A 12,702-nucleotide genomic window follows, 5' to 3' on the forward strand; every position below is an offset into this window, starting at 1 on the left:
CGCCAGCGTACTAGCTCATCTGTTCGAATCTCGAACCGTCCAGCGGGGTCCACCCGTACGAGTGAACGGCACCCGCGCCCGACGGTAGCGTCAACGACTGACAACCGCCCCCGGCAACGGCCCGGGGCGGTCGAGTACCGCCCGGAACCGCTCCACCCGACCGTCGAAAGGCACCGCCCGATGAGCGACGCGACCACCGCAGCCGAGCAGCTGCGGGCCACTGTCGAGAGCACCGCCGAACTGCTGCACACGCTGTCCGAGCTGAAGCCCGAGGAGGTGTTCGAACCGTCCTCGCTGCCCGGCTGGACCCGCGGCCACGTACTGGCCCACATCGCCCGCAACGCCGACTCGCTGGTCAACCTGCTGAACGGCGCCCGCACCGGCCAGGACATCCCCCAGTACGCCAGCTCGGCCGCCCGGGACGCCGGCATCGAGGCCGGCGCGGGCCGGCCGCTGGAGGTGCAGCTGGCCGACGTCCGCGACAGCCAGCAGCGCTTCGTGGACGCCGCCCGGCAGCTCGCGCCCGAGCACTGGCAGGCCACGGTCCGCCACCGGGCCGGCTACACCTTCCCGGCCTGGCAGCTGCCCGGGAAGCGGCTGGCCGAACTGGAGTACCACCACGTCGACCTGAACGCGGGCTACACCCCGGCGCACTGGCCCGAGCAGTTCGCGATCGCCGAGTTCCGGCGCCTGGGCACCCACTTCGGCGCCCTGGACGGCCTCCCGGTGGTCCGGCTGATCGCCGAGGACGCCGCGACGGAGGCCCGGCTCGGCGGCGCGGGCGAGCCGGAGCTGACCGTCGAGGGCCCGGTGCGGGCGCTCACCGGCTGGCTGTCGGGCCGCTCCGACGGCGACGGCCTGCAGGTCCACCGCGCCGGCCACCTGGTCGACGCGCGCAGCTCGCTGCCCGAGCTCCCCCCGATGGGATGATGGTGCCGATTGACGGGGAACCCCAGCAGCAGCGAGGAGCGACGTGATGACGTACCACGGAACGGTCAAGGTCGGCGGCGCGCCCGACGTCCGGGAGCTGGCCCACCTGATGATCACCAAGGTGGCGGTCGGACCGTACGACAACAACGCCTACCTGCTGCGCTGCCGGGCCACCGACGAGCAGCTGCTGATCGACGCGGCCGCCGACGCGCCGGTGCTGCTGGAGACCGTCGGCAGCCGACTGGCCATGGTGGTCACCACCCACCGGCACCACGACCACTGGGGCGCGCTGGCCGAGGTGGTCGCCGCCACCGGGGCACGCACCGCGGCCGGGCGGGTCGACGCGGAGGGCATCGAGGTGCCCACCGACGTCCTGCTGGAGGACGGCTCGGTGCTCCGGGTCGGGCAGGTCGAGCTGACGGTCCGCCACCTGGTGGGCCACACCCCCGGCGCGATCGTGCTGGTCTACGACGACCCGCAGGGTCACCCGCACCTGTTCACCGGCGACTGCCTGTTCCCGGGCGGGGTGGGCAACACCTGGGGCGACCCGGCCGCCTTCGACTCACTGTTCCGGGACGTCAACGAGAAGATCTTCGACGTCCTCCCGGACGAGACCTGGGTCTACCCGGGCCACGGCAACGACACCACGCTGGGCGCCGAGCGCCCGCACCTGCCGGAGTGGCGCGAACGCGGCTGGTGAGCGGAGAGCACGAGGGCCCCCGCCGAGGCGGGGGCCCTCATGTGTGTGCGGTCAGGCGTCGATCTTCTCCGGCTTGCTGGAATCGTCCTGCTTCCGCGAGGCGATCAGACTGGTGACGGTGGTGACCGCCAGGGTCAGCAGGATGAAGCCCAGCGACACCGGGATGCTGATCTCCGGGACGTGCACGCCGGCCTCGTGCAGCGCGTGCAGCACCAGCTTCACGCCGATGAAGCCGAGGATCACCGACAGGCCGTAGGACAGGTGGACCAGCTTCTTCAGCAGCCCGCCGATCAGGAAGTACAGCTGCCGCAGACCCATCAGCGCGAAGGCGTTGGCGGTGAAGACGATGTACGGGTCCTGGGTGAGGCCGAAGATGGCGGGGATCGAGTCCAGCGCGAACAGCACGTCGGTGGTGCCGATCGCGATCATCACGATCAGCATCGGCGTCATCAGCCGGCGGCCGTTCTCCCGGACGAACAGCTTGGTGCCGTGGTACTGGCCGGTGGACGGGATGCGCTTCTGGACCGCCTTGAGCAGGCGGTTCTCCTCGAAGTCCTCCTCGCCCTCCTCCTCGGCCCGGGCCTCCTTCAGCAGCTTCCAGGCGGTCCAGATCAGGAACCCGCCGAAGATGAAGAACACCCAGGAGAAGCTGGAGACCAGCGCCGCTCCGCCGGCGATGAACACCGTCCGGAGAACCAGGGCGATGATCACACCGAACATCAGCACGCGCTGCTGGTAGATCTTCGGCACCGCGAACTTGCCCATGATCAGAATGAACACGAACAGGTTGTCGACGCTGAGCGACTTCTCGGTGATGTAGCCGGCGAAGAACTCCCCGGCCGGCTCTCCGCCGCCGTACCACCAGAGGAACCCGCCGAACAGCACGGCCAGCACGACCCAGACCGCGGTCCAGATCCCGGCCTCCTTGAGGGAGACCTCGTGCGGCTTGCGGCCGCCGATGAAGAAATCGGCGGTGATCAAAAGGGCCAGCACCACGATGGTGCCGGCCCACAGGCCTGCGGAAACGTCCATGACTGCTCCTCCGGCAGTTAGGCGAACATCGTCACTGCTGGAGGTCTCTTCCGCCGCGCGGCACACCCATTGGTCGGCGCCGCACGGCCAGCGCCCCGGGATGCCGCGACGGGCATCCGTGATGACGGGGTCACTGAACGGGGAATACTCCCCTCCGCTCCCGTCGAGAGTAACAGGGGAACCAAGGGAAGGTAAAGAAGGTAAAGAGATGCGTGATCGGGTAAAGCCCGGGCCGCCCCTACGCGGAGCCGCTCACAGGGCGGAGCGGCTTACAGGAAGGGCTCGATGAACGGCAGCATGTCCCGGAAGGTGCGGCCCGTCGCGGGCGCGCCGATCGCGGTCATCTTCCAGCCCGCGCCGTCCCGCTCCACCTTGGCCATGATCTGACCGGTGTGGGTGCCGCCGCCGGCGAGCTCGTAGCGGGCCAGCTCCTTGTTGGTGGTCTCGTCGACCAGGCGGCAGTGCGCGTTCTGCACCTCCTGGAAGTTCTGGCCGCTGTACGAGCTGACGGTGAACACGATCTGGGTGACCTTGCGCGGCACCTTGGTCAGATCGACCAGGATGCTCTCGTCGTCCTCGCCGCCGACGCCGCCGACCAGGTTGTCGCCGGTGTGCTGCACCGATCCGTCGTTGCTGACCAGGTGCGAGAAGAACACCACGTCGCTCATCGTCTTGCCGTCGTACAGCAGGGCGGACGCGTCCAGGTCGATGTCCTTCGGGCGGCGGCTGAAGAAGCCGCGCTTGCCCGGCGCCGACTTCCAACCGAGGCCCATCCGGACCACGCTCAGGGTCTCGCCACTGGACTTCAACAGGCTGACGCTCTGACCCTTGGCCAGGTTCACCGACACGCCACCACCCCTTCCTCCGGGTCGCCCCGGCTTCTCGCCCGTGACCGGCCGCGACAGGAGCGTCCTGCCCCCATGCCGGTCCGCACCACCCTACGCCGCCGCCCCGCCGCCCCGGTCCGGGACGGCGAGACTGTGGCAGAACTACGACACAGCGGCTGTTTCGGACAGCCGGATCAGGCCATGCCGGCCTCGCGCATCTGGCGCAGCTCGCGCTTGAGCTCCTTGACCTCGTCGCGCAGCCGGGCCGCCACCTCGAACTGCAGCTCGGCGGCGGCGGTGTGCATCCGGTCCGTCATGTCCTGGATCAGCTCGGCGAGTTCGGCCGCCGGCAGGTTCTTCGCGGGCTTGCGGTCGATGCCCAGCGACGGCACCGCGGCCTTGCCCTTGCCCTGCTGGCGGTAGCCGGTGGCGAGCAGCTCCTCGGTGTCGACGTCCTCGCCGGCCATGGTGGAGAGCAGGTCGCCGATCTTCTTCCGCAGCGGCTGCGGGTCGATCCCGTGCTTCTCGTTGTACGCCTGCTGGACGGCGCGCCGGCGGTTGGTCTCGGAGATCGCCAGGTCCATCGCCGGGGTGATCTTGTCGGCGTACATGTGCACCTGGCCGGAGACGTTACGCGCGGCACGGCCGATGGTCTGGATCAGCGAGGTGCCGGAGCGCAGGAAGCCCTCCTTGTCGGCGTCCAGGATCGCCACCAGCGAGACCTCGGGCAGGTCCAGGCCCTCGCGCAGCAGGTTGATGCCGACCAGCACGTCGTACTCGCCGGCCCGCAGTTCGCGCAGCAGCTCGATCCGGCGCAGCGTGTCCACGTCGCTGTGCAGGTAGCGGACCCGGATGTCCAGGCCGAGGAAGTAGTCGGTGAGGTCCTCGGCCATCTTCTTGGTGAGCGTGGTGACCAGGACCCGCTCGTTCTTCTCCACCCGCTGCCGGATCTCGTGCACCAGGTCGTCGATCTGGCCCTCGGTCGGCTTGACGATCACCTCGGGGTCGATCAGGCCGGTCGGGCGGATGATCTGCTCCACCTGCCCGTCGCCGCGCGCCAGTTCGTACTTGCCGGGGGTGGCCGACAGGTAGACGGTCTGGCCGATCCGCTCCTGGAACTCCTCCCACTTCAGCGGTCGGTTGTCCATCGCCGAGGGCAGCCGGAACCCGTGCTCGACCAGCGTGCGCTTGCGCGAGGCGTCGCCCTCGTACATCGCGCCGATCTGCGGGACCGTCACGTGCGACTCGTCGATGACCAGCAGGAAGTCCTCGGGGAAGTAGTCGAGCAGGGTGTTCGGCGGCGAGCCGGGCTCGCGGCCGTCGAAGTGCATCGAGTAGTTCTCCACGCCCGAGCAGGTGCCGATCTGGCGGAGCATCTCGATGTCGTAGGTGGTGCGCATCCGCAGCCGCTGGGCCTCCAGCAGCTTGCCCTGCTTCTCCAGCCGGGCGAGGGTCTGCTCCAGCTCCCGCTCGATGTCGTTGACCGCCCGCTCCATCCGCTCCGGGCCGGCCACGTAGTGCGAGGCGGGGAAGACGTACACCGAGTCGTCCTCGCTGATCACCTCGCCGGTCAGCGGGTGCAGCGTGTACAGCGCCTCGATCTCGTCGCCGAACATCTCGATCCGAACGGCGAGTTCCTCGTACACCGGGAAGATCTCGATGGTGTCGCCGCGCACCCGGAAGGTGCCGCGGCTGAACGCCAGGTCGTTGCGGGTGTACTGGATGTCCACGAAGCGGCGCAGCAGTGCGTCCCGGTCGACCTCCTCGCCGACCTTCAGCTGCACCATCCGGTCCACGTACTCCTGCGGCGTGCCGAGGCCGTAGATGCACGACACCGACGCCACCACCACGACGTCCCGCCGGGTGAGCAGGCTGTTGGTCGCGGAATGCCGCAGCCGCTCGACCTCCTCGTTGATCGAGGAGTCCTTCTCGATGTAGGTGTCCGTCTGCGGGACGTACGCCTCGGGCTGGTAGTAGTCGTAGTACGAGACGAAGTACTCGACCGCGTTGTTCGGCAGCAGCTCGCGGAACTCGTTCGCCAGCTGCGCGGCCAGCGTCTTGTTCGGCGCCATCACCAGGGTGGGACGCTGCAGCTTCTCGATCATCCACGCGGTGGTGGCGGACTTGCCGGTACCGGTCGCGCCGAGCAGGACGACGTCCTTCTCCCCCGCGCGGATCCGGCGCTCCAGCTCGGCGATGGCCGCCGGCTGGTCACCATTGGGCTGGAAGGGGCTGACGACCTCGAAGGGCGCCACGGACCGCTCAATACTCGTGATGGGACGCACGACTCCACCGTACGACCGGCCACCGACAGTCCGAGTTACTTGGCGGAATCCCGGGCCAGCGCGACCAGGCGGGAGACGGCCCGCAGGTACTTCTTGCGGTAGCCGCCGTGCAGCATCTCCTCGGTGAACACCTGGTCGAACGGCACGCCGGACGCGGTGATCGGCAGCTCCCGGTCGTACATCCGGTCCGCCAGCACCACCAGGCGCAGCGCGGTGGACTGGTCGTCGACCTGGCGCACGCCACGCAGGAAGACCGCGCCAATGTCGTCCAGCAGCGCGCCGTAACGGCTGGGGTGCACCTCCTTCAGGTGCTCCAGCAGCGTGTCGAAATCGTCCAGCGAGGCGTTCGGGGCGGTGGCCGCGCGGGCCGTCACCTCGGCGTCGGTGTACGGCGGCGGCGCGGCCGGGAGGCCGCGGTGGCGGTAGTCCTGGCCGTCGATCCGCACCGGGCGGAAGTGCGAGGACAGGCCCTGGATCTCCCGCATGAAGTCCGCGGCCGCGAACCGGCCCTCACCGAGCTTCTCCGGCAGCGTGTTCGACGTCGCGCAGAGCTTGACGCCGTTCTCCACCAGCCGGCTCAGCAGCGTCGACACCAGCACGGTGTCGCCCGGGTCGTCCAGCTCGAACTCGTCGATGCACAGCAGCCGGTGCGAGCTCAGCGTCCTCACCGCGCCCTGGAAGGTCAACGCGCCGACCAGGTTGGTCAGTTCGACGAAGGTGCCGAACGCCTTCGGCCCCGGCACCGCATGCCACAGTGACGCCAGCAGATGCGTTTTTCCTACGCCGTACCCGCCGTCCAGGTAGATCCCCGCCGGCCCGCTCGGCGCCGGCGCGGACCGCCGGAACCACCCACGCTTGACCGGCTCCGCACCGCCGTTCAGGCTCGCCGCGAAACCCTCCAGGATCTGCACGGCCTCGTACTGGCTCGGCTGCGACGAATCCGGCAGGTAACTGCCGAAACTCACGCCGGAAAAACGCGGCGGCGGCACCATCTCGGCCACCAGCCGCTCGGCCGGGACCACCGGCCGCCGGGAGGCGAGGGCTGTCGCGGTACGGATTTCGGACTCCGAGGCAGGTGCAGACACGAGAAACCAGCGTACGGGGGCGGGCAGACGGGTGCGAAACCGGGGGCGCTGGGGGTACCCCCAGGCGAAGCCGAGGGGGCGGAACTGCGCGAAGCGGAAGGCGCCGAACCGCAAGATCGCGACGCAGGACGGTGACTTGCACGTGGACGCGACCTGACCGTGGGAGCGGCGCTTGTCGCGCAGTTCTCCCCCAGCCCTAGCGGGCCGGGAGGTACCCCCACGCGCCCCTGGTTTCGCGCCCGCCTGCGTTCGCCTCGCTGCGAGACTTGAGCCATGGAACAACTGATCGGCAACACCCCCGGCACCCCCGGCACCCTGGAGTGGCTGGCCCAGGCGTACGCGTACCCGTCCGAAGGCCCGTGGCTGCGGGCGAACATGGTCGCGTCGTTGGACGGTGCGGCCCGGCTGGACGGCCTCTCGGACGGGCTGTCGAGCGCAGCGGACAAGCGGATCTTCGGGGTGCTGCGCGCGCTGTGCGACGTGGTGCTGGTGGGTGCGGAGACGGTGCGGGCGGAGGGTTACCGGCCGGGGCGGGCCCGTAAGGAGTTCGCGGAGCAGCGGGCCGCCGCGGGTCAGTTGCCGGCGCCGGTGATCGCGGTGGTGACGCGGAGCCTGGACCTCGATCTCTCGGCGCCGCTGTTCACCGAGCCGCTGGTCCCGACGGTGGTGATCACCACTTCCGACGCGCCGGCCGACCGACTCGCCCGGACCGCCGAGGTCGCCGAAGTGATCACCGCGGGAACGGGCTCGGTCGACCTCCCCCGCGCGGTCGGGGCGCTCACGGAGCGTGGTTGGCGCCGCCAGCTCTCGGAGGGTGGCCCCCGCCTGCTGGGGCGGCTCGCGGCGGACGGTCTGCTGGACGAGCTGTGCCTCTCGGTGGCCCCTCTGGTGACGGGCGGTGACTCGCCGCGGATCGTCAACGGGCCGCAGGTTGCGGATGTCCGGCGGATGCGGTTGGCGTCCCTGATCGAGGAGGAAGGTTTCCTCTTCACCCGCTATCTGCGGCCGACCGATCCGGACCGGTCCCCGAGCGACCCCGCGCTCACCTGAGCCACTTCCTGACCGATGTGGACCACGTGTTCCATGTGGCGCGTGTGCAGCGTGAGGAATCCTTCCTCCGGGCACTATGAAGGAGGGGATGGAAGCCGGACCCGGGGGCCCGTACCAGCGAAGGGACTCACGTGTTCAAGACCGTACTGATGATCGAAAAGGCACTCTCCGACGCCGACGTGGAGCTGGTCACCACCCTCCACGGCGACGAACAGGTGTCCTTCGTCGTCCTGATGCAGCCGCGCGGTCGGCAGGACGAACTGCTGCGCGCCCTGGACGATGTGGCCCTCGGCCATCTTGACCAGGCGGTGCACGAGCACGACGAGCGCGACGGCGACGGGCCGACGCTGGCCGGCGAGTCCCTGGAGCACAGCCTGCGACACCTGCGGCGGGCCGGCGCGGAGGCGGTCGGCGAGGTGGTCGAGCAGCAGCCGCTGGTGCGCCTGCGCGAGGTGGTGGAGGAGAACCGGGCCGACGAGGTACTGGTCCTGACCTCGCCGCACTTCGTCGAGGAGTTCTTCCACCGCGACTGGGCGTCCCGCGCCCGGCACGAGGTCGGCGTCCCCGTACTCAAGCTGTTCGCCAGCGACTCCTGACCGCCCTCCCGATTAGGGCAGAATCGTCCCGTGACTTGTGCCATGCGGCACAACTCGCGGGACGACCCTTTCCGCCCTCTTGCCAGTACGGAGCCAGCCTTGAACGACGCCGCGCACGACCTGCACGCCCCGCACTTCATCGGCATCGGCGGCGCCGGAATGTCCGGTCTGGCGAAGATCCTCGCGGTGCGCGGCGCCACCGTCTCGGGCAGTGACGCCAAGGAGTCGGAGACCGTGCGGGCGCTGCGCGAGCTGGGCGCGACGGTGTTCGTCGGCCACGCGGCCGAGCACCTGCCGGCCGGGACCAGCAGCGTGGTGGTCTCCAGCGCGATCCGCGCCGACAACCCGGAGCTGGTGGCGGCGCAGCAGCGCGGCGTCCCGGTGGTGCACCGTTCGGACGCGCTGGCGGCGCTGATGGGCGGCCGTCGGGCGCTCGCGGTGGCGGGCACCCACGGCAAGACCACCACCACCTCGATGCTGGCGGTCAGCCTGGGCGAGCTGGGCCTGGAGCCGTCGTACGCGATCGGCGGCGACCTGGACCTGCCGGGGTCGAACGCGCACCACGGCGCGGGCGAGATCTTCGTCGCGGAGGCGGACGAGAGCGACCGCAGCTTCCACAAGTACGCGCCCGAGGTGGCGATCGTGCTGAACGTGGAGCTGGACCACCACGCCAACTACGCGTCGATGGAGGAGATCTACGAGTCCTTCGAGACCTTCGTCGGCCGCATCGTCCCCGGCGGCACCCTGGTGGTGTCGTCCGACCACGAGGGTGCCCGTGAGCTGACCCGCCGGGTCGCCGGGCGCGAGGGCCTGAACGTGGTGACGGTCGGCGCGGCCGAGGACGCGGACGTGCGGGTGCTGTCGGTGGTGGCGCGCGGCATGACCAGCGAGGTGACGGTCGAACTGGGCGGCGAGCAGCTGACGTTCACCGTCTCGGTGCCCGGCCGGCACTACGCGCACAACGCGGTGGCGGCGCTGGCCGCGGGCGTCGCGCTGGGCGTTCCGGCGGACGGGCTGGCGAAGGCGCTGGGCGCGTACACCGGGGTGCGGCGGCGGCTGCAGCTGAAGGGCGAGGCCCGCGGCGTGCAGGTGATCGACTCGTACGCGCACCACCCGACCGAGATGGCCGCCGACCTGGAGGCGATCCGCGAGGCGGCGGGCGACGGCCGGGTGCTGGTGGTGTTCCAGCCGCACCTGTTCTCCCGCACCCAGCAGCTGGCCGAGGAGATGGGCCAGGCGCTGGCGCTGGCCGACGGCTCGGTGGTGCTGGACATCTACCCGGCCCGCGAGGACCCGATCCCGGGCGTCACCGCCGAGCTGATCATCGACTCGGCCCGCCGGGCCGGTGCGGACGTCCGCGCCGAGCACGAGTTCGCCGCCGCACCCGCCGTGCTGGCCGCGCTGGCCCGCCCCGGCGACCTGGTGCTGACCATGGGCGCGGGCGACGTCACCAACCTGGGCCCGGAAATTCTGGCCGCCCTGGCGGACGTTGCACCTGCTGTCTGATCCGACGGCCGAGCCCTGGAGAGTGCGCCGTGAGCTACGAGGTCCAGAAGTCCGACGCCGAGTGGCGGTCCGAGCTGACGCCCGAGGAGTACCACGTGCTCCGCGAGGCCGGCACCGAGCGGCCGTTCGTCGGCGAGTACACGGACACCAAGACGGTCGGCGTGTACAGCTGTCGGGCGTGCGGCGCGGAGCTGTTCAGCAGCGAGACGAAGTTCGATTCGCACTGCGGCTGGCCGTCGTACTACGCCCCGCTGGCCGGGGACTCGGTCGAGTACCTGGAGGACAGCACCCTCGGGATGCGCCGGGTCGAGGTGCGCTGCAAGAAGTGCGGCAGCCACCTCGGGCACGTTTTCGAGGGTGAGGGCTACGGGACGCCGACCGACCAGCGGTACTGCATCAACTCGATCTCGCTGAAGCTGAAGCCGGTCGAGTAGGAGGCGCGGGCGCCCGCCCCCGTGGAAGACTGATCGCTCTTGGTCGGTCTGGATGTGGGTGGGGCGGGCGTGGCGCGGCGGCGGTCTTCCGGGGTGTGGTCGGTACTGGCGGAGGCGCAGCGCGCGCAGCACCAGCGCGCGGAGGCGCAGCGGAAGGCGGCGGCCGCGCAGCAGCGGGACAACGAGCGGGCGCAGCGCGAGGCGCAGCGAGCAGCCGCGCGGGGTGAGCGCGAGGCGCTGAAGGCGTACCAGCAGCAGCGGGATGCGGACGCGGCCCGGCGGACGGCCGAACTGGACGACCGGGTCGCCGAGTTGCGCGGGGTGCTGGCGGCGGGGCTGGCCGGTCCGGGGTTCTCGCTTGCGGAGCAGAGCCGGGGCGGGCAGGGCGCGGTCCCGCCGTTCGACCCGGGTCCGCTGGGTAATCCGGTGCCGATGCCCGATCAGAACTGGTACCTGGTCCCGCCGTTGACGGGCGCCCAGGCGTACAACCCGGCCGCCCGCCGCCAGTGGGAGGAGCAGGCCGCGCACGCCCGGGCCAGGTTCGAGTACGACTGGCATGCGGCAGGGGCGGCCGAGCAGCAGCGGCAGCGTCAACTCGCGGACTACCGCGCCCAGTACGACGCGTGGGCGGCCGAGCGGCACCGGCTGCTGGCCGGGCAGAGCACCCAGGCCGGGCAGCTCGCCTCGCGGCTGCGGGCGGGCGACGCGGCAGCCGTGGCCGAGTACTTCGAGGCGGTCGTCGACTGGCGGGAGGACTGGCCGGACGGCTTCCCCACCGACGGCGAGGCCTCCTGGGACGCGGACACCCGCCGGCTGGTGGTGCGCTGGGAGCTGCCGGCGTTCGACGTGGTGCCGACGGTCGGCCGGTACCGCTACGTCCGGTCCGACGACCGCGAGGACGAGGTGGCCCGGCCCGCCACCCAGCGCAAGGAGATCTACCGCGAGGTGCTGGCGCAGTGCGCGCTGCGCGTGCTGGCCGAGGTGTTCCGGGCCGACACCGACCATCTGATCGCCTCGGTCGGCCTGAACGGCGTCGTGGTGGCCCCGGACCCGGCGACCGGCCAGGAGGGCGACCGCTGCCTGCTCGCGGTGGAGGTCGACCGGGAGACCTTTGCCGGGCTCGCCCTGGACCGGGTCGCCCCGCTGGACTGCCTGCTCGACGGGCTCGCCGGACGGCTGTCCAACCGGCCGGAGAAGGCCGACACGGTCGCCCCGGTCCCGGCCGCCGCGACCTCCGCCGGGGACGGCGAGGAGCCCGACCTGTTCGCGATGGACCCGATCGAGTTCGAGAAGCTGATCGCCGAACTGTTCCGCCGCCGCGGCTTCCGCACCAGCACCACGGCCCGCAGCGGCGACGAGGGCGTGGACGTGCTCGCCGAGGACCCGGACCCGATCACCGGCGGAAAGATCGTCATCCAGGCCAAGCGCTACCGGCACACCGTCTCCCCCAGCGCCGTCCGCGACCTCGAATCCACCATGCGCCGGCAGGGCGCCAACCGCGGCATCCTGGTCACCACTTCGGGCTTCGGCCCCGGCTCGCGCAAGCACGCCGAGGGCCAGCCGCTCACCCTGGTGGACGGCCCGATGCTGCTCACCCTGCTCCGCGAACACGGCCTCCCCGGCCGCCTCGGGCCCGCCCCCGTCCCCGCCCAACGGGCCGACGAGACACCGGCGGTGGAACTGACGCCCGGCCAGAACACCGCCCTCCCGGACGGCGAGGTACGGGTCCGCTTCCGGGCCGGCGGCGCGGAAGCCGATCTGACGCTGCTGCTCCTCGGCCCCGACGGCAAGGTGCGCGCCGACGAGGACTTCGTCTTCTACCACCAGCCGACCGCGGCCGACGGCGCCGTCATCCTGGAACCCGGCGACGGCAGCGCGATCGTCCGCACCGGCCAACTGCCGGACGCCATCCGCCGCGTCGTGATGTCGGTCAACCTCGACACGGACGGCGACGCCACCTGCGCCGACCTGATCGACCCCGCCGTCGAACTCGCCTCCGGCGCCGGCCGCTGGGTCTTCCACCCGCCGACCGACCCCGCCATCTCCGCCATGCTGGTCGCCGAGCTCTACCGCCACCCGTCCGACGGCTGGAAACTCCGCGCCATCGGCCAAGGCTGGGCGGACGGCCTGGCCGGCCTGGCCCGCGACCACGGCGTGGACGTCGAGTAGCGGGCGCGAAACCAGGGGCGCGGGGAACTGCGCGAAGGGGAACGCACCGACCGCAAGATCGCGACGCAGGACAATGACTTGCACTTGA

General features: G+C 71.0%; 11 protein-coding genes. 7 read left to right on the forward strand and 4 right to left on the reverse strand.

What is annotated here, in order from left to right; all coding sequences use genetic code 11:
* The first annotated feature begins 180 nt into the window (after positions 1 to 180).
* A complete protein-coding gene (locus tag ACFYS8_RS29140; RefSeq protein WP_387646452.1) occupies positions 181 to 930 on the forward strand; it encodes a maleylpyruvate isomerase family mycothiol-dependent enzyme in 750 nt (249 codons plus the stop codon).
* A 46-nt stretch (positions 931 to 976) separates the two neighbouring features.
* A complete protein-coding gene (locus tag ACFYS8_RS29145) occupies positions 977 to 1,630 on the forward strand; it encodes an MBL fold metallo-hydrolase (protein ID WP_387646455.1) in 654 nt (217 codons plus the stop codon).
* 51 nt (positions 1,631 to 1,681) lie between these two features.
* Here ACFYS8_RS29145 and ACFYS8_RS29150 read toward each other — a convergent pair whose 3' ends face one another.
* The 4 genes from ACFYS8_RS29150 to zapE all read right to left on the reverse strand — a co-directional run bounded on the left by ACFYS8_RS29150 (position 1,682) and on the right by zapE (position 6,859).
* Positions 1,682 to 2,662 carry a TerC family protein gene (locus ACFYS8_RS29150; protein WP_387646457.1) on the reverse strand — a complete coding sequence of 327 codons (981 nt, stop codon included), beginning with the start codon at positions 2,660 to 2,662 and terminating at the stop codon, positions 1,682 to 1,684.
* A gap of 269 nt (positions 2,663 to 2,931) precedes the next feature.
* On the reverse strand, positions 2,932 to 3,510 hold the full coding sequence (locus ACFYS8_RS29155; RefSeq protein ID WP_387646460.1) for a TerD family protein: 579 nt from the start codon (positions 3,508 to 3,510) through the stop codon (positions 2,932 to 2,934).
* A gap of 173 nt (positions 3,511 to 3,683) precedes the next feature.
* Positions 3,684 to 5,774: an excinuclease ABC subunit UvrB gene (uvrB, locus tag ACFYS8_RS29160; RefSeq protein WP_387646463.1), complete on the reverse strand. Its 2,091-nt coding sequence runs from the start codon at positions 5,772 to 5,774 to the stop codon at positions 3,684 to 3,686.
* A 35-nt stretch (positions 5,775 to 5,809) separates the two neighbouring features.
* A complete protein-coding gene (zapE, locus tag ACFYS8_RS29165) occupies positions 5,810 to 6,859 on the reverse strand; it encodes a cell division protein ZapE (protein ID WP_387646466.1) in 1,050 nt (349 codons plus the stop codon).
* A gap of 273 nt (positions 6,860 to 7,132) precedes the next feature.
* On the opposite strand from zapE, the gene ACFYS8_RS29170 reads away from it, so the two are divergent.
* The 5 genes from ACFYS8_RS29170 (at position 7,133) to ACFYS8_RS29190 (ending at position 12,614) form a co-directional block, all read left to right on the forward strand.
* The gene (locus tag ACFYS8_RS29170) at positions 7,133 to 7,909 is read left to right on the forward strand and encodes a pyrimidine reductase family protein (RefSeq protein ID WP_387646467.1); all 777 of its coding nucleotides are present in this window, start codon (positions 7,133 to 7,135) and stop codon (positions 7,907 to 7,909) included.
* A gap of 131 nt (positions 7,910 to 8,040) precedes the next feature.
* Positions 8,041 to 8,505 carry an indole-3-glycerol phosphate synthase gene (locus ACFYS8_RS29175; RefSeq protein ID WP_387646470.1) on the forward strand — a complete coding sequence of 155 codons (465 nt, stop codon included), beginning with the start codon at positions 8,041 to 8,043 and terminating at the stop codon, positions 8,503 to 8,505.
* Positions 8,506 to 8,625: 120 nt separating this feature from the next.
* Positions 8,626 to 10,011, forward strand: coding sequence for a UDP-N-acetylmuramate--L-alanine ligase (murC, locus tag ACFYS8_RS29180; protein WP_387646674.1), 1,386 nt, complete (start codon positions 8,626 to 8,628; stop codon positions 10,009 to 10,011).
* 29 nt (positions 10,012 to 10,040) lie between these two features.
* Positions 10,041 to 10,445: a peptide-methionine (R)-S-oxide reductase MsrB gene (gene msrB / locus ACFYS8_RS29185; RefSeq protein ID WP_387646473.1), complete on the forward strand. Its 405-nt coding sequence runs from the start codon at positions 10,041 to 10,043 to the stop codon at positions 10,443 to 10,445.
* A gap of 93 nt (positions 10,446 to 10,538) precedes the next feature.
* Positions 10,539 to 12,614 carry a restriction endonuclease gene (locus ACFYS8_RS29190; protein WP_387646475.1) on the forward strand — a complete coding sequence of 692 codons (2,076 nt, stop codon included), beginning with the start codon at positions 10,539 to 10,541 and terminating at the stop codon, positions 12,612 to 12,614.
* The last annotated feature ends 88 nt before the right edge of the window (positions 12,615 to 12,702 follow it).

The sequence above is a fragment of the Kitasatospora sp. NPDC004615 genome (assembly GCF_042873545.1).
Lineage (GTDB): Bacteria > Actinomycetota > Actinomycetes > Streptomycetales > Streptomycetaceae > Kitasatospora.

Coding starts and splice junctions, on each gene's coding strand:
- ACFYS8_RS29150 (WP_387646457.1), bottom strand. CDS start 2,662: ATGGACGTTTCCGCAGGCCTGTGGGCCGGCACCATCGTGGTGCTGGCC.
- ACFYS8_RS29140 (WP_387646452.1), top strand. CDS start 181: ATGAGCGACGCGACCACCGCAGCCGAGCAGCTGCGGGCCACTGTCGAG.
- ACFYS8_RS29145 (WP_387646455.1), top strand. CDS start 977: ATGACGTACCACGGAACGGTCAAGGTCGGCGGCGCGCCCGACGTCCGG.
- ACFYS8_RS29170 (WP_387646467.1), top strand. CDS start 7,133: ATGGAACAACTGATCGGCAACACCCCCGGCACCCCCGGCACCCTGGAG.